This is a genomic window from Hyunsoonleella sp. J2K-J805 (genome assembly GCF_057167125.1).
The window spans coordinates 3,161,134-3,182,170 of sequence record NZ_CM169901.1 but is presented as its reverse complement, the minus strand read 5'-3'; the positions used below and the strand labels follow the sequence as shown (position 1 = coordinate 3,182,170).

Annotated in this window: 23 protein-coding genes; 10 read left to right on the top strand and 13 right to left on the bottom strand. The window is 34.6% G+C overall.

Annotated elements, in window-relative coordinates:
- Positions 1 to 17 precede the first annotated feature (17 nt).
- Together AC1B0Z_RS14040 and AC1B0Z_RS14035 are read right to left on the bottom strand one after the other, a co-directional pair.
- Positions 18 to 458: a hypothetical protein gene (locus tag AC1B0Z_RS14040; protein ID WP_483792704.1), complete on the bottom strand. Its 441-nt coding sequence runs from the start codon at positions 456 to 458 to the stop codon at positions 18 to 20.
- 10 nt (positions 459 to 468) lie between these two features.
- The gene (locus AC1B0Z_RS14035) at positions 469 to 1,167 is read right to left on the bottom strand and encodes a hypothetical protein (RefSeq protein ID WP_483792703.1); all 699 of its coding nucleotides are present in this window, start codon (positions 1,165 to 1,167) and stop codon (positions 469 to 471) included.
- 192 nt (positions 1,168 to 1,359) lie between these two features.
- Here AC1B0Z_RS14035 and miaB point away from each other — a divergent pair, with 192 nt between their 5' ends.
- The 7 genes from miaB (at position 1,360) to groL (ending at position 8,141) form a co-directional block, all read left to right on the top strand.
- Positions 1,360 to 2,808: a tRNA (N6-isopentenyl adenosine(37)-C2)-methylthiotransferase MiaB gene (gene miaB / locus AC1B0Z_RS14030; RefSeq protein WP_483792701.1), complete on the top strand. Its 1,449-nt coding sequence runs from the start codon at positions 1,360 to 1,362 to the stop codon at positions 2,806 to 2,808.
- Between the two features lies 1 nt (position 2,809).
- The gene (locus AC1B0Z_RS14025; protein ID WP_483792699.1) at positions 2,810 to 4,081 is read left to right on the top strand and encodes a sigma 54-interacting transcriptional regulator; all 1,272 of its coding nucleotides are present in this window, start codon (positions 2,810 to 2,812) and stop codon (positions 4,079 to 4,081) included.
- Between the two features lie 18 nt (positions 4,082 to 4,099).
- Positions 4,100 to 4,615, top strand: coding sequence for an LptE family protein (locus tag AC1B0Z_RS14020; RefSeq protein WP_483792698.1), 516 nt, complete (start codon positions 4,100 to 4,102; stop codon positions 4,613 to 4,615).
- A 6-nt stretch (positions 4,616 to 4,621) separates the two neighbouring features.
- Positions 4,622 to 5,563 carry a hypothetical protein gene (locus AC1B0Z_RS14015; RefSeq protein WP_483792697.1) on the top strand — a complete coding sequence of 314 codons (942 nt, stop codon included), beginning with the start codon at positions 4,622 to 4,624 and terminating at the stop codon, positions 5,561 to 5,563.
- A gap of 6 nt (positions 5,564 to 5,569) precedes the next feature.
- Complete coding sequence (gene secG / locus AC1B0Z_RS14010; RefSeq protein ID WP_483792696.1) at positions 5,570 to 5,935, top strand: preprotein translocase subunit SecG; 366 nt, start codon at positions 5,570 to 5,572, stop codon at positions 5,933 to 5,935.
- A 170-nt stretch (positions 5,936 to 6,105) separates the two neighbouring features.
- Positions 6,106 to 6,381 (top strand): co-chaperone GroES, encoded by a 276-nt coding sequence (locus AC1B0Z_RS14005; protein WP_483792695.1) that lies wholly within the window; start codon positions 6,106 to 6,108, stop codon positions 6,379 to 6,381.
- A gap of 128 nt (positions 6,382 to 6,509) precedes the next feature.
- Positions 6,510 to 8,141 (top strand): chaperonin GroEL, encoded by a 1,632-nt coding sequence (gene groL, locus AC1B0Z_RS14000; protein ID WP_483792693.1) that lies wholly within the window; start codon positions 6,510 to 6,512, stop codon positions 8,139 to 8,141.
- Positions 8,142 to 8,285: 144 nt separating this feature from the next.
- Here the strand turns inward: groL and AC1B0Z_RS13995 are convergent, their stop codons facing one another.
- From AC1B0Z_RS13995 to xrtF, 8 genes are all read right to left on the bottom strand, one after another.
- Complete coding sequence (locus AC1B0Z_RS13995) at positions 8,286 to 8,651, bottom strand: DUF2200 domain-containing protein (protein WP_483792692.1); 366 nt, start codon at positions 8,649 to 8,651, stop codon at positions 8,286 to 8,288.
- A gap of 86 nt (positions 8,652 to 8,737) precedes the next feature.
- Positions 8,738 to 9,088 (bottom strand): ribose-5-phosphate isomerase, encoded by a 351-nt coding sequence (locus AC1B0Z_RS13990; protein WP_483792691.1) that lies wholly within the window; start codon positions 9,086 to 9,088, stop codon positions 8,738 to 8,740.
- 21 nt (positions 9,089 to 9,109) lie between these two features.
- Positions 9,110 to 9,478, bottom strand: coding sequence for a heavy-metal-associated domain-containing protein (locus tag AC1B0Z_RS13985; RefSeq protein WP_483792690.1), 369 nt, complete (start codon positions 9,476 to 9,478; stop codon positions 9,110 to 9,112).
- Positions 9,479 to 9,582: 104 nt separating this feature from the next.
- Entirely contained in the window at positions 9,583 to 11,847 is a 2,265-nt protein-coding gene (locus AC1B0Z_RS13980; RefSeq protein WP_483792689.1) for a TonB-dependent receptor, read from the bottom strand.
- A complete protein-coding gene (locus AC1B0Z_RS13975) occupies positions 11,847 to 12,569 on the bottom strand; it encodes a heavy-metal-associated domain-containing protein (protein WP_483792688.1) in 723 nt (240 codons plus the stop codon). Before AC1B0Z_RS13975 ends, AC1B0Z_RS13980 begins: the two co-directional genes overlap by 1 nt.
- A gap of 109 nt (positions 12,570 to 12,678) precedes the next feature.
- Positions 12,679 to 13,077 carry an HYC_CC_PP family protein gene (locus AC1B0Z_RS13970; protein WP_483792686.1) on the bottom strand — a complete coding sequence of 133 codons (399 nt, stop codon included), beginning with the start codon at positions 13,075 to 13,077 and terminating at the stop codon, positions 12,679 to 12,681.
- 290 nt (positions 13,078 to 13,367) lie between these two features.
- Entirely contained in the window at positions 13,368 to 13,799 is a 432-nt protein-coding gene (locus AC1B0Z_RS13965) for an exosortase F system-associated membrane protein (RefSeq protein ID WP_483792685.1), read from the bottom strand.
- Positions 13,792 to 14,343 carry an exosortase family protein XrtF gene (gene xrtF, locus AC1B0Z_RS13960; protein WP_483792684.1) on the bottom strand — a complete coding sequence of 184 codons (552 nt, stop codon included), beginning with the start codon at positions 14,341 to 14,343 and terminating at the stop codon, positions 13,792 to 13,794. The genes AC1B0Z_RS13965 and xrtF overlap by 8 nt, the downstream gene beginning before the upstream one ends.
- Positions 14,344 to 14,408: 65 nt before the next feature.
- On the opposite strand from xrtF, the gene AC1B0Z_RS13955 reads away from it, so the two are divergent.
- Positions 14,409 to 14,864 (top strand): GAF domain-containing protein, encoded by a 456-nt coding sequence (locus tag AC1B0Z_RS13955; protein ID WP_483795316.1) that lies wholly within the window; start codon positions 14,409 to 14,411, stop codon positions 14,862 to 14,864.
- On the opposite strand, the gene AC1B0Z_RS13950 is transcribed toward AC1B0Z_RS13955, so the two are convergent.
- Positions 14,861 to 15,298 carry a hypothetical protein gene (locus AC1B0Z_RS13950; protein WP_483792683.1) on the bottom strand — a complete coding sequence of 146 codons (438 nt, stop codon included), beginning with the start codon at positions 15,296 to 15,298 and terminating at the stop codon, positions 14,861 to 14,863. The genes AC1B0Z_RS13955 and AC1B0Z_RS13950 overlap by 4 nt on opposite strands.
- An 84-nt stretch (positions 15,299 to 15,382) precedes the next feature.
- On the opposite strand from AC1B0Z_RS13950, the gene AC1B0Z_RS13945 reads away from it, so the two are divergent.
- Together AC1B0Z_RS13945 and purH are read left to right on the top strand one after the other, a co-directional pair.
- Positions 15,383 to 16,366, top strand: coding sequence for an integrase core domain-containing protein (locus AC1B0Z_RS13945; RefSeq protein WP_483791788.1), 984 nt, complete (start codon positions 15,383 to 15,385; stop codon positions 16,364 to 16,366).
- Positions 16,367 to 16,537: 171 nt separating this feature from the next.
- Positions 16,538 to 18,070 (top strand): bifunctional phosphoribosylaminoimidazolecarboxamide formyltransferase/IMP cyclohydrolase, encoded by a 1,533-nt coding sequence (gene purH / locus AC1B0Z_RS13940; RefSeq protein WP_483792681.1) that lies wholly within the window; start codon positions 16,538 to 16,540, stop codon positions 18,068 to 18,070.
- A 455-nt stretch (positions 18,071 to 18,525) separates the two neighbouring features.
- On the opposite strand, the gene AC1B0Z_RS13935 is transcribed toward purH, so the two are convergent.
- Together AC1B0Z_RS13935 and AC1B0Z_RS13930 are read right to left on the bottom strand one after the other, a co-directional pair.
- Positions 18,526 to 19,272 carry a LytR/AlgR family response regulator transcription factor gene (locus tag AC1B0Z_RS13935; RefSeq protein ID WP_483792679.1) on the bottom strand — a complete coding sequence of 249 codons (747 nt, stop codon included), beginning with the start codon at positions 19,270 to 19,272 and terminating at the stop codon, positions 18,526 to 18,528.
- Between the two features lie 4 nt (positions 19,273 to 19,276).
- Complete coding sequence (locus AC1B0Z_RS13930; protein ID WP_483792677.1) at positions 19,277 to 21,019, bottom strand: tetratricopeptide repeat-containing sensor histidine kinase; 1,743 nt, start codon at positions 21,017 to 21,019, stop codon at positions 19,277 to 19,279.
- Between the last annotated feature and the right edge of the window lie 18 nt (positions 21,020 to 21,037).

Below are 21,037 nucleotides of genomic sequence, written 5' to 3'. Positions count from 1 at the left end.
TTTGTTCTTTTTTGATACTAATATGAGTACCTTAACGTATTATCCCATCCTTCTAAATTTAAAATAATCTCGTTACTGCCCTCAATTTGTAAATTGACTAAATTGAACGAAACTTCTCGTTCGATAACAGCCAAACACAATTCAGGATTCAAAAACTCAAGTTTTAAAAAACGTTGCTCTGGCAACGATTCTGCAATTACCCCTGAATCTATTACAATCATACTCCAATTATCTCCAGAGCACCCTGAGGCAACTACCGAAACAACAAGACAATCGCCTACTATCTCAACTTTAGAAAACTGAAAACCATCCGATTCTATATTATCGTAAGCAATGGCATCTATTATGGCTACATCGTCACAAGGGTTATCAAAATCTACAACAATCTCGTCTTCATCACATTGCATATTGAAAAAGCAAAGGATACAAACTACAAAAAGGCTTATTTTTTTTATCATTTTGGGGGTTTTAAAATTTTAAAACAGGAAACCCGTTTTCACAAACTACCTCAATTGGAGGGTTTATCACATCACAAGTAGAAAATATACTCCACTTTATATTATAATCTTGCTCTGCTCTGGTATAAATTTCAATTTTCTCTAAAAACGCTTCCGTATCAATACTATTGGGATAAGCAATAAACCATTGTGGGCCTCCACAAGCTTTAGAACCATAGGGTGTAAAAAACCAATCTTCGGCATTTTCACATGGAATATCCTTAATCAATTCCAAAGCATCATCAAACAAATCCATTAGTGCGCGATAATCTTTTTCTTGTTCTGTAAATTCTTTGGTAAGGACTAATTCGGTTTCGGTTAACGACACTATTCGCCATGCAAAGTTATTGGGAAAATGATCTTGAGTGATATCTATAATAGTTTCAGTGAGTTGCCATTTTCCTTCATAATCCGAAAATACTAATGGCGGTGTTCCGTAAAAACCAGAAGAACGTTCAATAAATTCATTTTTAGACTTAAAAGAAATCCCATAATTATCTTCAGGAAGGGTGTTTACGCGCTTAAAAGTGATGCTTTGATCGCCATATTCAGGATCTGACCAATGGCCTATCAATAAATTATCAGAATCTCTAAGCACCTCATCATTAGGCTCACAACGCATATTTACAAAGAGACACAGTATGGTAATTGTAAAAAATACTTTTCTCATAGACTTTTGGGATTTTGATTTGATGTATAACTATTAGATGCAAAACTACACAAATGGTTGCGTGAAAAAGCCTATATGATTTCAAAAAAATGTAAAAATAAAATTCTTTGATTTTAGATATGACACTTTGTCATAAAAAGCAATTTAATTGTATCTTTGCACACTTATTGACCCTAAGCGGTTTCATATATTATGGAAAAAATCATAGATGAAAATAAACAAGGGCAATCCTTGGTTCTCGATAAAAAAGAAGGCAATACCCGTAAACTTTTTATTGAAAGTTATGGCTGCCAAATGAATTTTAGCGATAGCGAAATTGTAGCTTCTATTTTAAATGATCAAGGCTACAACACTACTCAAAATTTAGAGGAGGCTGATTTGGTTCTGGTAAACACCTGCTCCATTCGTGATAAGGCAGAACAAACCGTCAGAAAACGTCTAGAAAAATATAATGCCGTAAAACAAGCTCAAAATCCAAATATGAAAGTGGGTGTCTTGGGCTGTATGGCAGAACGTTTAAAAAATAAATTTCTCGAAGAAGAAAAAATTGTTGACTTGGTTGTGGGGCCAGATGCTTATAAAGATTTACCAAATCTTTTAGCAGAGGTTGAAGACGGTAGAGAGGCCATAAACGTGATACTTTCCAAAGAAGAAACCTATGGAGACATTGCACCTGTGCGTTTAAATACCAATGGTGTAACTGCTTTTGTTTCCATTACTCGTGGTTGCGACAATATGTGCACGTTTTGCGTAGTGCCATTTACTCGAGGCCGCGAGCGTAGCAGGGATCCACAAAGTATTATCGAAGAAGTAAATGATCTTTGGAGCAAGGGCTATAAGGAAGTAACACTTCTTGGACAAAATGTAGACAGCTACTTGTGGTATGGTGGTGGATTGAAAAAAGACTTTGATAAAGCCAGCGATATCCAAAAAGCAACTTCGGTAAATTTTGCAAAATTACTGGATATGTGCGCTATTGCACAACCCAAAATGCGTTTCCGTTTTTCAACATCCAATCCGCAGGATTTCACTTTGGATGTTATTGAAACAATGGCGAAACATAGAAATATTTGTAATTATATTCATTTACCTGTACAAAGTGGTAGCAATCGCATCTTAAAAGCGATGAATCGTCTGCACACACGAGAGGAATATTTTGAATTGATTGACAATATTAAACGTCTCATCCCAGATTGTGCCATCAGTCAAGATATGATTGCTGGATTCCCAACAGAAACTGAAGATGATCATCAAGATACATTAAGTTTGATGGAATACGTGAAGTATGATTTTGGTTTTATGTTCGCATATTCAGAAAGACCTGGGACACTGGCAGAACGGAAAATGGAAGACGATATTCCTGAAGCGACAAAAAAACGTCGTTTAAATGAAATTATCGTATTGCAACAAAAACATAGCCTGCTAAGAACCCAAGCACATGTTGGCAAAGTTGAAGAGGTTTTAATTGAAAAACCATCCAAACGCTCCAACGCGCACTGGTCTGGTAGAAATACCCAAAATACAGTAGTTGTTTTTCCAAAAGGAAATTATAAAGTTGGCGATTTTGTAAATGTGAAAATAACTAACTGCACAAGTGCTACGTTAATTGGTGAAGCGGTAGACTTTTCAGAAAACAATTAAAATGGAATCAATACAATCTATAAAACAACGTTTTGGCATTATAGGTAATACCTCGGCACTGAATCGTGCTTTAGAAAAAACTATTCGTGTGGCGCCAACTGATATTTCGGTGTTGGTTACTGGAGAGAGTGGCGTTGGTAAGGAGAGTATTCCAAAAATCATCCATTCTTTGTCCCATAGAAAACACAATAAATATATTGCCGTAAACTGTGGCGCTATTCCAGAAGGCACTATAGACAGCGAACTCTTTGGTCATGAAAAAGGTGCTTTTACGGGTGCAACCTCAACCCGCAGCGGTTATTTTGAGGAAGCTGATGGTGGTACTATTTTTTTAGATGAGGTTGGAGAATTGCCATTAACCACCCAAGTACGCTTATTGCGTGTTTTGGAGAATGGAGAATTTTTAAAAGTTGGTTCCAGCAAAGTCCAAAAAACTGATGTACGGATTGTGGCAGCAACAAACATCAATATGTTTGAAGCTATCGAAAAAGAAAAGTTCCGCGAAGATTTATACTATCGTTTAAGTACGGTTGATATCCATTTACCCCCATTGCGCGAACGTCAGGAAGACATTCATTTGTTATTTCGAAAATTTGCCAGCGATTTTGCGCTAAAATATAAGATGCCAACCGTAAAACTTACGGATAATGCCGTACAATTATTATTGAAACACCGCTGGAGCGGTAACATAAGACAGCTTAGAAATGTAGCAGAACAAATTTCGGTATTAGAACAAAATCGTACCGTTTCTGCTGAAACCTTAAGAGGGTATTTACCGGTTGATGGAGCTGCAAATTTGCCTGCCATTGTAAAAACTTCCAAAAGCGAGAGCGATTTTAGTAGCGAACGTGAAATTCTCTACAAAGTGCTTTTCGATATGAAAAGTGATTTGAACGATTTGAAAAAACTTACTATGGAACTCATGAAAAGTGGGAATTCCAAAGATGTAGAGAAAGAAAATGAGCATTTAATTCAAAAAATATATGGCGATAATGATAACGTCGAAGATGATTTCGCTATTGAAGAAAACGATGTGGTAGATACAGCCGAAGTACTGTCAATCCCTGAGCGCGTTAATGAGCCGTCAATAGAAGATAAATATCATTTTGCAGAAGAAATTGAAGAAGAAGAAACTTTATCGTTACAAGACAAAGAACTAGAACTGATTAAAAAATCGTTAGAACGTCATAACGGAAAACGTAAATTAGCGGCAGCTGAGCTTGGTATAAGTGAACGTACGCTTTATAGAAAGATTAAGCAATATGATTTGTAATTTTACCGTTAGAATTAAATGAAATACATTAAACACATAGCATTTATTTTTATTGCAATTACAGTAACAAGCTGTGGTTTCTATTCTTTTACAGGAGTATCTATATCGCCAGACACTAAGACATTTCAGGTGAACCGTTTTGAAAACAACTCTCTTTTAATTGAACCTGGTTTAGATCTTACGTTTAGAAACACCATGATTGCTATTTTAGAAAATCAAACTAATTTAAACAATGTAAACTCTAATGGTGATATTGTTTATGAAGGGGAAATCACGGAGTATCGAATTGCGCCAACCACATCTTCAAATGATGGTAATACCTTCACTGCGGCCCAAAACCGATTAACGATAACGGTAAAAGTACATTTTTATGATAAGAACGACCCCGAAGCAGAGTTTGAACAAACCTTTTCGTTTTTCCACGATTATGAAGGGTCTGCACAACTATCAGGCTCAGTGAAAGATACAGCTATAGAAGAAATTTTTGAACGTATAACACAAGATATATTTAATGCCTCTTTGGCAAAATGGTAATTAACTTTGAATAGTCACAACTTTACATCCTTATTGCATCATCCGCAAAATATTGACTCTCAAAAAACTGAGGCCTTAAGTTCTATTATTCAAAAGTATCCATATTTCCAATCTGCTAGGGCATTATACTTAAAAGGCTTGAAGCAAGAGGAAAGTACAGATTACAATCAAGCTTTAAAAACCACGGCTGCCTACACAACAGATAGAAGTATTCTTTTTGATTTCATTACCTCGGATGTTTTTGTTCAAAATGAAATATCTAAAATTATAAAACAAAATACCATATATCTTAATGATATTAATGTAAGTGCTGATGATATTTCAATAAATAAAGGACAGCAAATTGATGATAAATTAAAGGAGCAAATAAAACAAACTACAGGTGTTTTAGACCCCGAACTGTTTCAGCCTAAAGACCCTTCAGAAGTAAGGACTATCAATTTTAAATTGGACGAATCAGAGTCTATCGAAAATGCCACGGAAAATACTGATAACCACGAAACCTCAGCTGAAGAGATACTGAACCTAGGAAAACCTTTGCAATTTGATAGACGGGAAAGTCATTCCTTTAACGAATGGTTGAAACTAACACGCATTAAACCAATAAAAAGAAGTAGCAATTCTGAAAATTTGACATTAAAAGAAGATGCATCACATCCAACTGATGACAAGTTGAAACAAAGTGAAATTATAGAGAAGTTTATTGCAGAAAACCCAAAAATATCACCCGTTAAAACTAAAGCTTCAAAAGAAAACTTAGCCAAAGCACGAACTACGCCTCCTGAAACCTTAATGACAGAGACGTTAGCGCGCATTTACTTAGAGCAAAAAAACTACAAAAAGGCCATTCAATCCTATAAAATTTTAAGTTTGAAATATCCAGAAAAAAGTAGTTTCTTTGCAAACCAAATTAAGGCAATAGAACAATTACAAGAACAAAATAAATAAAGAATAATGGGTACGTTTACAATATTTTTAATCTTAATCGTAGTCGTAGCATTTTTGCTAATAGTAGTAATTATGGTGCAAAACCCTAAAGGTGGTGGCTTATCTTCATCTTTTGGTGGTGGCGGAACGCAGCAACTAGGAGGTGTAAAAAAAACCACTGACTTTTTGGACAAGAGTACATGGACTTTGGCAACGTTGCTATTGGTACTAATTTTGGTTTCAAACGTTGCAATCGGTACTGGAGATGCTACTGTAGACTCAAAAGCTTTGGACACTGACGCTCAAACAACACAGCCATTACCAGACACACAACCGTTACCTGCTAACGATAGTCCAGCAGGAACTGCAGACACAGACCCAGATGGACAATAAGTCTGATAAAAGAATTTAATAAAAATGCCAACTCATTAAAGTTGGCATTTTTTATTTACACTTTTTTGCCACTTAGGCCTGCAAGTTTGTCAGTTTCCCTACCATGGCACATTTTTCGCTTAACGCTTAAGCGTTAATTAATAACCTTAATAATAAAAATATAAAACAAAATGGGAGTAAACATTAAACCATTAGCAGACAGAGTTCTTATTGAACCTGCTGCAGCTGAAACGAAAACAGCATCAGGAATTATTATTCCAGATAACGCCAAAGAAAAACCACAAAAAGGCAAAGTTATAGCTGCTGGACCTGGTACTAAGGATGAGCCAATTACAGTGAAAGTAGGCGATACCGTTTTATATGGAAAATATGCCGGAACAGAATTAAAGCTTGACGGCAACGACTACTTGATGATGCGTGAGAGCGACATTCTTGCAATTATATAATTATTAATGCTGTCATTCCGCATTGTCCCACTTAGCGCAGTCGAAGTATGATGCGGAATCCAAACAAAAATTCAACTTAAAATTAAATAAATTCCCGCCTTCGCGGGAATGACAAAAAATAAGTAAAAATGGCAAAAGACATAAAATTTGATATTGAAGCACGCGACGGATTAAAACGTGGTGTAGATGCATTAGCGAATGCAGTAAAAGTAACTTTAGGGCCTAAAGGACGTAACGTAATTATTTCTAAAAGCTTTGGTGCACCTCAAGTAACAAAAGATGGTGTATCTGTTGCTAAAGAAATAGAGTTAGATGATGCACACGAAAACATGGGTGCTCAAATGGTAAAAGAAGTAGCATCAAAAACCAATGATTTAGCTGGTGACGGTACAACCACTGCAACAGTTTTAGCACAAGCTATCGTAAAAGAAGGTTTAAAGAACGTTGCTTCTGGTGCAAACCCAATGGATTTAAAGCGAGGTATCGATAAAGCGGTAGAAGCAATTACCGTAGACCTAGAAAAGCAAGCTAAAAAAGTTGGTAATTCTTCTGAAAAAATCAAGCAAGTTGCGGCTATTTCAGCTAATAACGACGATACCATTGGCGAATTGATAGCTAAAGCTTTCGATAAAGTTGGTAAAGAAGGTGTTATCACTGTTGAAGAAGCAAAAGGTCTTGACACTTATGTGGACGTTGTAGAGGGTATGCAGTTTGATAGAGGATACTTATCGCCTTATTTCGTTACCGATTCTGATAAGATGGTAGCAGATTTAGAAAACCCTTATATTTTATTATTCGATAAGAAGATTTCAAACTTACAGGAAATTCTTCCAATACTGGAGCCTGTAGCACAGTCTGGTCGTCCTTTATTAATTATTGCAGAAGATGTTGATGGGCAAGCCTTAGCTACTTTAGTAGTAAACAAATTAAGAGGTGGTTTAAAAATTGCGGCTGTAAAGGCACCTGGTTTTGGAGACAGACGTAAAGCAATGCTTGAAGACATTGCTATCTTAACTGGCGGTACTGTAATTTCTGAAGAAAGAGGGTTTACTCTAGAAAACGCTGATTTATCAATGTTAGGTACTGCTGAGACAGTAACCGTTGATAAAGACAATACAACAATTGTTAATGGTTCTGGAAAAGCAGGAGATATTAAAGCAAGAGTAAATCAAATTAAAGCGCAAATTGAAACAACCACTTCAGACTATGATAAAGAAAAGCTACAAGAGCGTTTAGCTAAATTAGCTGGAGGTGTTGCTGTACTTTATGTAGGTGCTGCTTCAGAGGTTGAAATGAAAGAAAAGAAAGATCGTGTTGATGATGCGTTGCATGCAACAAGAGCTGCGGTAGAAGAAGGTATTGTTGCTGGTGGTGGCGTTGCACTTGTTAGAGCTAAAAATGTTTTAACTAAAATCACTACTGATAATTTAGATGAAACAACTGGTGTGCAAATTGTAAACAAAGCAATTGAGTCTCCGCTAAGAACCATTGTTGAAAATGCAGGTGGAGAAGGTTCTGTGGTTATAAACAAAGTGTTAGAAGGTAAAAAAGACTTTGGTTATGATGCAAAATCTGAGGAATATGTTGATATGCTAAAAGCTGGTATTATCGATCCTAAGAAAGTAACGCGTATTGCTTTAGAAAATGCCGCTTCTGTTGCTGGTATGATTTTAACTACTGAGTGCGCTTTAATCGATATTAAAGAAGATGCTCCTGCAATGCCTCCAATGGGCGGCGGTGGAATGCCAGGAATGATGTAATGGTTAATCGCCATTGATAAGCATCTTACTCATACGTATCACATAAGTTGAGTGAACATAAATATTTAAAAAACGCTTCCAATTATTGGAAGCGTTTTTTATGTATAGAAATTATTAGAAAGAAGTATAGAAAATATACCGTAATTAATTTGAGCGTAAAATCTTTTCCATTTTTCTTCCTTTTGCCAACTCATCTATTAACTTATCTAGATATCTACATTGCTTTGTTAATTCGTTATCTATTTCTTCAATGCGATAGCCACAAATAACACCTTTAATTAATTCTGCATTTGGGTTTAGATTAGCTTCATTAAAAAACTCTTCAAAGGTGGCTTTTCGATCTATCATCTCTTGGATTTTTGTATCATCAAAGCCAGTTAACCATGTTATTACTTGATGTAACTCTTCTTTGGTTCTTCCTTTTTTCTCAACTTTACTTACATAGTGCGGATAGACTGAAAAAAATTTCATAGTCCTAATACGCTCGTTGTGTTCTGGTGTTGTTTTCATATAATGGATATTTAGATCCCAAAACAAGTTCAGGATGACAATTTTAAAAGAAACTTCTTTGCAAGTATACTTAGAAGTCTATTAAATTAATTAAACCAAACCGCATAACCTTTTCTTCGCAATTCCAGAGCTAAAACTTCTTCCATTTTTAAAGCTTCTTGCCTTGAAGCAATGGGATCTATATGATTATACAAACTTGGTCTTAAATAAGAACCGTGTTTTTCAACAATACTAGACGATAGCTTATGCCCTTTTTTATTTCTATACCCGGTTTTATGCTGAAGAAATCGCTCTTTAGGCGTTTTACTGGTCATACCAACATATAAACATTCTAACACACCATTGAATTGAGGGTTAGCTGCTCTAAATTTAGCGTTTTCTGTAAAAACACGTTTTTTTAGTTCAATAACATAAATACTGTATTCAGTTTTGGGCATTACTATAAAAGGTAAGCTTTATTAGGATTTATCTTTTTCCTCATCGTGCGCTTCTTTAATATCCTCATCGCGATATTTACAGCAAGCATGTACTGTTGCATAAGCTTCATCACTTGCTTTTTCTTCTTTTATATCATGTCCTACTGCAAGTATTTCCTTTTTTATGGCCGTAGTATCTGTTTTTCGTTCATCAAAAATGAGTTTTAACTCGTGCGTATCTACATTCCAATTCGCCCATTTTACACCTTTGGTATTTAAACAGGCTTTTTCAATTCGTGCTTTACACATTCCACAAACACCATCTACTTCCATAGACGCTTTAGCGTTTTTATTTTGAGCGAAGGTTGTTGTTCCGATTAGCATTAATGCTATTATTACTATATTTTTCATGGTTTTTATTTTTGTTGACACTGTAAAAGTAGAAATCCATTTTTTAGTATCAGCTTTTAATTTAATAGATTTCTGCATTCGCAGGAATGACAAATTATTTTAATCTATTTTATTCTATATCGTAGTCCTGCATAATACATACTCCCAAAAATTGGACCGTACACAAAAGTAGAATCAAAATTTGCACCAAACGGGTCATCAGCCCCTAAAATTGGATTAGGCTGCCTTAAATTGGTAATATTTTCTCCACCTAAATATACTTCAAATTTAGGAGAAAATACTCTTGTTATTTGGGCATTTAGCGTTGCTACCGTTGGTGTTCTCTCTGGTAATTGATATTGCGCAGGGTTACTAGCTGTAGACGCATATCGTTGATTGCTTAACCAATTATAAGTAACATCGAATTTCCATCTACTCTTCGCTCCTTCTTCAAGGTTTGTTACATATCCTAAATTGGCAAATATGCGATGTCTTGGAGTTAATGGTCTTTCTAATCGTCCTGTAATATAATCTGTTTGTACGTCGTAAAATTTATACGCAGTTCTTAAATCAAAGCCTTCAAAAGCATTATAATTTAATTCAGCTTGAAAACTGTTAGCAAAACTTTTGCCTTCGAGATTATAAAAACTGATTTCTTGTGGGTTTTCCCAATCTACCACAACTTGATTTTTAAAATCGGTTTTGTAATAATCAAAAGTAATATCTGCTTTTCTGCCAAATAAGTTAAATCCTTGCAAATAGGACAGTCCATAATTCCAAGCAATCTCAGGATCTAATCCATAAATATTTCCACCTGAATTTAAAATATTAATTTGCCTTGATGTTGAAAACAAACTTTGATTTTCAGCAAAAATATTAGCACTTCGCTTTCCTCTCCCAAAAGATGCTCTAAACGCCGATTTGCTCCACGGTGAGTATTTAGCGTGCACTCTTGGGGTTATAAATGTACCTAGCAAATTATGATGATCGATGCGAACGCCTGCGGTAATATTAAAAAGTTCTAAATTATTATAGTTATACTCAAAAAAACCACCTATCGAATTTTCGGTTCTTTTATAATCTACAACATTTACAAATTCATCGTAATGATCGTAAGTATAACTTATTCCTGTTTTTATTTTATGACGCGAGTCGCTAATAATTGAATTGTAAATAGCATTAGCATACAAACTATTATGTTTAATATCGTAAGTATTTAATCCGAAATACGATTCTTGTGTATGACTACTAAAGGCTGTTTGCACCCCTAAACTTTGCCATGGCACTTCTGGATTTACATAACCAAATTTACCAGAAATCTCATAGCGCTTAGTATCAATTTCACTTCCCCATACTTCGGCGCCGCTCAGCACAGGCGCATTTGTTGTTAGCCTATCTGTATCTGGATTAAAATCGAGTTCGCCTGTTTGCTTTTCATCATTTAAAAATTTTAAATTTACAAAACTCACAAAACCTTTTTGAGTATCAACATATTGCCAACGGTTCATCACATTAATTTGATTGAATAGTGGCATATCTAAAAATCCATCATCATTTACATCATGCTTTTTTTGATGTGTATTTCCGTGAAGATACAAGCCTGTATGCCACCTATCACTAACTTTTGTATTAATGTGTGTATTTAATTCTAAACGTTCATTTGTAGCTGCATATAAATTCACAAATAATTTATCATCTAATGAAGGTTTCACCAACTCTGTATTTATTTGGCCCGCAATACTTTCAAACCCATTTACAACACTTCCTGCGCCTTTAGTAATCTGGATACTTTCTACCCAAGTACCTGGAATAAAACTTAAACCATAAGCTTGTGAAGCTCCTCTAATAGACGGTATATTTTCAGTAGCTATTAAGATATACGGACTTGTAAGCCCAAGCATTTTAATCTGGCGCGTTCCAGAAATAGCATCAGCAAAATTTACATCAATGGAAGGATTGGTTTCAAAACTTTCAGAGAGGTTACAACAGGCCGCTTTTAAAAGCTCATCACTGCTTACGGTTATTACATTTTCTGCTCTTAGATAAGATTTTGCCGTGGTTTGCTTTCTAGACGTTACAACCACCTCATCCAAATCATCGCTAGGTTGTAATTTATGACGTATAAACTTGGGCGTGTTTATAGTGAGCGTATCGGTTTTGTAACCCACATAACTTACTACTAGCTTTTTATAAGAGCGTTGATAGGCAATGGTAAAATTACCATCAACATCTGTTACAGTACCCACTTGGGTGTTTAGCCAATACACGTTTGCCCCAGCTATTCCCATGTTATTATCGCCATTATTGGCCTCCGTGATTTTACCTGAAATAGTTTCCTGTGAAAACCCAAACATTGGAAATAGCAGCATAATAAGTTTAAGATATTTCATTAGGCATACCATTTAATTAGCATAAACACCGCCATCACAATCATAATGCTATTTTCAATAAACGTGGCTTTGGTCATTGGTAACTTTAAAGCAGTTCCTAAGCAAGCACATTGAATCGCTTTTTTTTGCAACAAAGTTCTAGTAACACCAATAGTAGTTATACCTAGAATAATGAGTGTAACAAAAAGTGCTAGCATAATTTCAATTCGCATTAAGAACATAAGCCCAAGTGCAACTTCTATAAACGGATATATCCACGCGTAAATTGGAATTACTTTTGCTACAGGATCGTAAATTCTAAAAGATGCTGGAAAGCCCTTTAAATCCAAAAGTTTAAAAAAGCTAAAGACAATATAGAAGAGCCCCATAAAATCCAGCATAAACCCATCAGTATCCCAAGGTTTGATATTCAACAATACCGATGCTATAATGATATAACCAAAAATTAAAAACAGGGGAAATAGTTCTTCCAATTCTGATGTTGCCACAGTTTGAATTTCTGTTGTGCTTGCAAAAACATTCTTTTCTGAGATTGTATATTTATTTGGAAGTGCATTTTGCATTGTTTCTATTGAAATATGCTGAGACATTTCAACTGTAGCTTCTGCAGCCTCTAAGTTTACTGAAGCATGTTTAACTTCTGGAAGCGCATTTAGCTTGTCTTCTACTGAAGTTCTGCAACCATTACAGGTCATGCCTGTAACTGTATATGTATGTTTCATTTTGATGTATTTGATTTGATAATTAATTACCTTGTATTCTCACAGAAGTGAAAATCTAAAGACACACCCATCCGTAAGAGGACGAGATCACTGGGTTCTCAGGAATTAATCAAATCAAAAATACCTGATCTAAAACTTGGATATCGTAGACCAGATTTGGAGGAGCATAATTTTTATGTGGAATGGTTTCTCTTGATAAATATTGTAAACCATTGATGTATAAACATGTAAAAGCAACTAAAAGTTGTTGCTGTTCTAAGTCTAAATCTTCAAATGACGATAATTTCAATTCGTTTTGTCCTTCAACAACATCAACCTTATCATCACAGCATGGTTTTGGCTGCTTTGGGCCATCCATCTCCATACCACAGGTTTTGGCTTCAGAAAAAATAGCAACATCCACTAGAGTATCGCCGCAGTAATGCTTTTCAACAGTGAAAGACAATGTTGAAAATAGCACTAGCAATGCGAGGCTAAATGAACATAATTTATGTATTACGTTTTTCATTACGTTGCAAAATTACAAAAATTACATTTGAAGCATTACTATTTATAAAATGATTAACAGCTGTAGCTTTGGCAAGTAGACTCTTAACTATTAGGATAGCACAGGCGTTTGCTGATAAGTGCATTAGGGATTGCAGCGGCATCCTTTTTGTGAAGCTTTAACATACTAAACCTTAATAAAAAGCCTACTACTGTTTGGGCACGAAATCCTGAAACGTACTCGGGAATGCTTCACAAAAAGATATAGCGGAAAGCCCGACCACGCCCCTAGGCGTGGGAATGCCCAAAAAACTAATTCCCTTTTATTTTGTGATAGTAAAACGCAGGTAATAGCAGAATTAAAAGTAGTGGCTGAATTAAAAATCTACGGATATTGAAAAACAGATAATACTCTTCTTGCTTTGGGTTAGACACGAAATATAAAAAGAGTAGCATTAAAATAACAAAGGCGATGGCGTAAATAATACTCGAAAACTTCACAATATTGATGTCCTTAAATACGGTGTAAAGAATTCCCAGAGAAATTATAGTGTTTAAAACATATCTTAATGATGTAAAGCATATTAATTTAACCACTTCTCGCCTAGGGCTGTCGAGATAGAGGTAATCGTTTTGAAAAAAGGTTAAATAAGGATCGTAAAATAGGTCGTCTTCAAAAAACCGAATTAAAACCAGTAATCCAACCAATGTTATTAGTAATATGTATTTTAATGGCTTAGGCATCGTTTTGGTTTAATTTAGAACATCTGTTTACCCAAAATACCCAAAGTAAAAATACCGTGCCATAAATAATGGCAGGAAAAATTACGGTGTGCAGTACATCTTGATATTCGGGATAATGATATAATCCCATCGCCAAAAACACAATTCTGAAAAGATTGATAGTATAAATTAGCACACTGCCAGCAAAAATAAACAGGAGCGTGGTTTTGAGTTTTCCTGAAAATGCCACAACAAACGACAGAAACAAAATAATAACACTAATGGAATTGCAGCCTTCTATTACCCTTGCTAAATAGTTTCCGTTTACCAAAAGCTTCATGGAAGCCTCTTTGGGATGCGGTACTACTTGGGTGTTATAGCCAAATGTGGTTAGTACCGCCTCACATTGTTTGGCTACCAAATTTGTAAAATAATCGGGATAATATTGAGAACCGTCCGAAAACTGCAAATAAAACTTATATCCTACGGTAAGCGCAATGTATACCAACAAAAACGTAAGGATAAATTTTATAACCGACTTGTATTTTACAAAAAGTGATTTCAAGTAAATATCAATATGAGCACCGAAATTACACCTTTTTAAATACTTTTACCAAAACTTTTGAAATCATGTCTTTTGAAACTCTAAAACCCTTGGTTGAAACTATTATTTCACACACTGAAAAAACCGTCGATGAACGTTTACTAAGTGTTTGTGAATTATTGGAAACCAACATAGACTACTACAATTGGGTAGGTTTTTATTTTAGAAATGGCGATAAGGAAGAATTAATTTTAGGGCCATATGTTGGTGCACCAACTGACCATACTGTTATTCCTTTCGGAAAAGGTATTTGTGGACAGGTTGCGGTGAGCAATGAAAATTTTGTAGTTCCTGATGTGTCTGCTCAGGATAATTATATCGCTTGTAGCATTTCGGTAAAATCTGAAATCGTAATTCCCATTTTTGTAAACGAAAAAAATATTGGTCAGATTGATATCGATTCTAATACACCTGATCCTTTTACTGAAAGTGATGAACGGTTTTTGGAGTTTGTTTGTAAGAAGGTTTCAGAGATCATTTAATCTTCACTCATTTTCACATATTTTGATTTACACCCCTCTACACAAATCGGTCCACTAGTGAGTGACATAAGAAAAAAACCTCGTTTAAAAGTTAAAGTACTAGTTATGAAACCCTCTTGGTTTTCATTTTGAGATGTAAAGCCATCACATGCGTAATCCAAAGATAATTTCCCATCTATAGCTAAATAATTTCCACCTAAACATTCATCAAATCTATTAGAAATAAATGTCCCATTCTCAAAAAATTCAATTTCTTCACCATCATCTACAGATACCCAATAATGAGGGCCTCCAGCACTAATATAAGCTTCGGTGTTTTTCCACTTCCCGATTAAGACATCTTCAGAAAAAGGAATTTCTCTTTCGCTTTCACTACATGAAAAAGTAAAAAACCAAACCATCAAAAACAAAACGTGTCTAATTAGAATATTCATAGAATGAAGCTTTTATTTAAGATTCGAAATTGTAGAAGTCAACTAATTCGATGACAGAATTAACCAAGAGATTAATTTTGTTCCATGAGAAATAACAACGACGACCTAACCTTAAAACGCAATTACCTCCAGAAATACCAGTTTTTGATTAGTGAGTATGAACTGGTGAAGAACAAGTGCCATCCCAGGTATCGATATGTCAAGGATTTTCATGAGGCCAATGGCACTGATCGACGAAGCTTTTTAAAATATTACAATAGGTTCAAGCAAAGCGGAAAAGCAGAAGACCTGTTGCCCCAGAAGCGTGGGCCAAAGTGGAAGAGCAGAAGGCCTCTGCCCTTTATTGAGCAAAAAGTCATAGCGTTAAGAAAGCAGGGGAACAACAAATACGAGATTAGTTGTATTTTAAAGCCCCAATTAAGACAGTTTACCCCATCGCCATCTGGAGTATATAACATCACCAAGCGCTATGGGCTAAACAAGCTAACACCAAAGATGCAATCCAACAAACGACGTATCATAAAAGAAAAGGCTGGGGAACTGGCACACATAGACACACATTATCTCCCAAAAGGTATCGTAGCCAAAGAACCTAAAAAACGGTATTATCTGTACGGTATCATAGACTCGTGCACCCGTGTGGCATGGGTAGAACTTACAGAAGACCTAACCGCGTTAACAACCATGTTTGCGGGACTTAGAAGCTTCAATATCCTTTCTGAACATTACAATATAAAGTTCAGGGAGGCTCTTACGGACAATGGACCCGAATTCGGGCAGAAACAAAGTAAATCAAAGCATAACCACGCCTTTGAGCGGATGCTGTCCGAACTTGGGGTCAAACATAGATATATAAGACCCTATAGGCCACAGACCAACGGAAAAATTGAACGCTTTTGGAGAACCATTGAGGACGACCTAATAAGAGAGACATATTTCGAATCCAAAGAACATCTAAAAGAGGAAATATTACAATACCTTTACTATTATAACGAGGAAAGGCCTCACCAAAGTTTAAATGGTAAAGCTCCTAACAAGTTTAACAAAAATTGTCCTCGAATTAGTTAACCTTTACAGAAATGACTAAAATGGTTGCGTGAAAAACAGATATAAATTTCATGTTAACAACTTCTACGTTTCGTTAAAAAAACATCAATTTTTCACTATAAATTAGAACTGAACTTCTAAAGGAAATAGCTACTTTTGCGTTTTATTGTAAAAACAACTTAAACTTAGGCAATGAGCAACGAAAAAACCATCAAATCCGCATTAATTTCAGTTTTTAGTAAAGATGGGCTAGCCCCAATTGTAAAAGAACTAGACAAGCAAGGTGTAACCATTTATTCTACTGGTGGCACAGAGAAATTTATAAATGATTTAGGTGTAAACGTTGTTCCTGTTGAAGATGTAACCTCGTATCCTTCAATTTTAGGCGGTCGGGTAAAAACATTACATCCAAAGGTTTTTGGTGGTATTTTAAACCGTCAAAATCATGATGGCGATGTTGCTGAATTGGTAGAATATGACATTCCGCAAATTGATGTGGTGATTGTTGATTTATATCCTTTTGAAAAAACTGTCGCTTCTGGCGCTAGCAATCAGGACATTATTGAAAAAATCGATATAGGCGGTATTTCTTTAATTCGTGCCGCTGCCAAAAATTATGCGGATGTAATTTGTGTGTCTTCTGTTGATGATTATGCAGAATTTTTGGAGCTGATTTCCGCGAATAATGGCACCATTTCAGAAGAAAACAGAAAACGTTTTGCTGGTAAAGCTTTTAATGTATCATCGCATTATGACACAGCTATCTTTAATTATTTTAACCAAAATAATGAAGAAACGGTTTTAAAACTAAGTGAAACTAATGGTAAAGTTTTACGATATGGAGAAAACCCCCATCAAAAAGGATTTTTCTTTGGAGATTTTGATGAACTATTTACAAAACTTCATGGTAAAGAATTAAGCTATAACAACCTTTTAGATGTAGATGCTGCCGTAAACTTAATGCTGGAATTTAAAAATGACGCGCCTACATTTGCTATTTTAAAACATAATAATGCTTGTGGTTTAGCACAGCGCGACACATTACACCAAGCGTATGTTGATGCACTTGCTGGCGACCCCGTTTCTGCTTTTGGTGGTGTATTAATTAGTAATACAGAAATTGATGCTGCCACTGCTGCGGAAATTCACAAATTATTTTGCGAAGTAGTGATAGCTCCTTCTTTTTCTTCGGATGCTTTAGAAATCCTAAAAGGTAAAAAGAATCGTATTTTATTGCAAATCCATGATATTGAAATGCCAAAGACAAACGTAAGAAGTTGTTTAAACGGCGTATTGGTTCAGGATAGAAATAGTATTACTGATAAAGCTGAGGATTTAAAAACCGTTACCAATACAGCACCTACACAAGCCCAAATAGAGGATTTATTATTTGCTTCAAAAATATGTAAGCACACCAAATCCAACACTATTGTTTTGGCAAAAAATAAACAATTATGTGCAAGCGGTACGGGGCAAACTAGTCGTGTAGATGCTTTACAACAAGCTATCCATAAAGCAGGAACTTTTAATTTTGATTTAAACGGTGCTGTAATGGCAAGTGATGCTTTTTTCCCCTTCCCTGACTGTGTTGAAATTGCTGACAAAGCTGGTATCAATGCTGTGATTCAACCAGGTGGTTCCATTAAAGATCAATTAAGTATTGATTATTGCAATGATAATGAAATTGCTATGGTAATGACTGGCACGCGCCATTTTAAGCATTAAACATTATTAATAACCATATAGTAAAAAGAGCACCATATGGTGCTCTTTTTTTTCGAATCTAAAATAAACTAATCCCTAAATAAGTTTATTAAAACAAGAACATTAGTAGTTAACTTGTTCACTTAATAGCTAAATTTATAGATTCGACATTATCCAGAGGTTAAAACAACTAGCCTATAAATTAAGATGCACAATTGCACTATTACGGCCGCCATTAAAAAGTATATAAAATAATCTATTTTGTTTTTTTTGGTTGTCTCCATATTGTGTTTTTGGTTTTCTTCAACTTTCTTTTTAGAACACATTGTATTTAGACTTAATCCCTTTTGAGTTCTGGTTCAAATCTAATAGCATCCTAAGTTGTTTTTCAGAAAAATGTCATGAAGCAGGAAATCTTATGCATGAAATCTAAAAAATGAGCAACAAAAAAAATCAAAAAGAAAATGGAATTGTATTTATCGAAGCGTTTTTATGCGTTTTAAAATATCTTTATATGTTTCGCTTAGTGTTGCCTTATGATTTCCTGAAAGGATAATAAGATTATCGGCGGGAATTATTTCTTCAATTTTTTCGGTATTTACTATAAAGTTTCGGTGTGTTCTACAAAATATCGAACTATCTAAAAGCTTTAAAATTTTGGTAAGCGAAATTAATATCACAAATTTTTCAGATTCTGTGATAACGTTGCAGTATTTCTCCTCTACTTCAATATAAATAATGTCTTTTGTGTATACCTTTTTTAAAGATTTTCCTTTTTTGATAAATAGATAATCTTCACTTATTATAGTGTCTTCGGTTTCACCTAAAAACACATCGGGTTGCTCGTAAAATTTTTCAACAGCCATTTCCAAAGCGTATAAAATTTCAAGCTCATTAAAAGGTTTCATTAAATAGCTAAATGGCTGGGTGAGTTTAGCACGCTCAAATATTGCCCTATCTGTACTACTAGTTAAAAACACAAATGGTTTTGATGCATTAGGCGTAGCATTTATAGTTTCGGCAAAGGTTATACCTTCTGGGTTTCCGTTTAAAAAAATATCAACAACAGCAATGTCTACAGCGTTATTATGAAACATCTGTAACGCGTCTTTAAAAGTTGTAGCAACACCAACAATATTGTAGTTATTTGCTTCTAAGGTTTTAACAAGCGCTTTACTTTCTGAAGCTGTGTCTTCAATTATTAATACGTTAACCTTATCCATGATACTACGTTTTTGGTAAAGATACAATCATTTTAGTGCCTTTTCCCAATGCGCTTTCAATGTAAAATTTGCCATTATTTCGCTCAGTGTAAGATTTACATAATTGTAACCCTAAGCCAGTGCCAATCGTATCTTCATGCGCTTTTTTTGCCAATGGTGTTGTATCATCTAATAGTGTTTTCAAGGTCGCTTCGTCTATTCCTACACCGGTATCTTCAACAATTAAATTACAATAGTTTGACTTGGTGTCTTCAGTGTAAATCTTAATAGTATCTTTTGATTCTGAAAACTTTATTGCGTTATCAAGTAAGTTTCTTAAAATAATTTTTAATGATTCTTGATCTGCTAACACCTTATCTGTCTTTAAAACTGAATTATGAAAATCGATCTCCTTATCCTGCATTAAAGGGGTGTAATTATACGCAACTTGTTCTACAATTAGAAATAAACGTAAAGGCTCTATATGAAAATAAGACTGTTTGGTTTGCAACAACGCCCAATGCAGCAGATTATCCAATAAATTGTACGCACCATTTACGATAGTACTATTGTTTTGTAAATTATCTTCTAAAGCTTCTAGGTTCTTGGTTTCTAAATTATTCAGAAGCTTAGTATTACTTGTTTTTAATGCATTTACCGAAGATCTCAAATCGTGGCTAACAATAGAAAACAATTGGTCCTTTGTGGCGTTAAGCTCATCTAAACGTTCTTTTTGGGCTACTACAATTTTATTGGTTTTAATTTTTTCTTTATAAAAATAAAAGGTAACCCCAAGAAGAATAAGCAGCGTTAACGCGGAATACAACAACCCATTGCGTTCTTGTATTTTGGCTCTATTTTCAACTTCTAATACATCTACTTCCTTTTGTTTTTGTTTTACGGCAAACTCTTTTTCAATTTTGGCAACTTCGTAGATTTTATTTTGATCGTTTAAGGAATCTTTCCATTGCTCGTATTCTTTTCTATATACTAATGCCTTTTGGAAGTTTTTACGGTTTTCTTCAACTACTGCCATGTTTAAGGCTGTATTATGTTTCGCTTTTATGTCTTCAATCTTTTTTGAAAGCACATAGGCTTTTTCAAAATATGGAATAGCTAAATTATCTTTATATTGTTCATAATATACATTTGCTAAGTTTCCATAAGCATGTATTAATTTTACCGTATCTTTTTTGTGTTCATTGCGCTTTACATTTTCTAATAAATAAGGCTCTGCCTTATCAAATTTTCCTAAATGATGATAACAAAGCCCTAAGTTGAGATACACTATATCCTTTTCAAAATACTTAAAACTGTTGGAAGATGATATACTTTCCAGTTCTTTATAATATTTAATTGCTTTATCAAACTGATGAAGTTCTAAGGCAACTTGTCCCATATGTATTTTAACTAAGTCATAAAATTCAAATTCATTAGATATATACTTAAACTCCTTATAAGCTTCTTCAAATAACTTTTTTTGTTTAAAACTATAAGCTCTAAGAAAATGAGCGTAGTCTTGTATTTCTTGGGAAACTTTCACTTGATTTAATTGCCTCATGGTGAATACCAGCGTTGAATCCCATTCCTTTTCAGTAAAAAACAAAGCAGCCGAATGAAAATATGGCTGTGATTTGAAAGTACTGGCTTTATTTTTAATTAGTGAATCAAACAGTAAGTCTTTTGATTCTTTTTGAGAGAAAACAAAACAATTCCAAAATAATGATATTGAAATAAACACTATATAAACTTTAGTATTGTGGCTCAAATTAGAATTGTTTTTAAC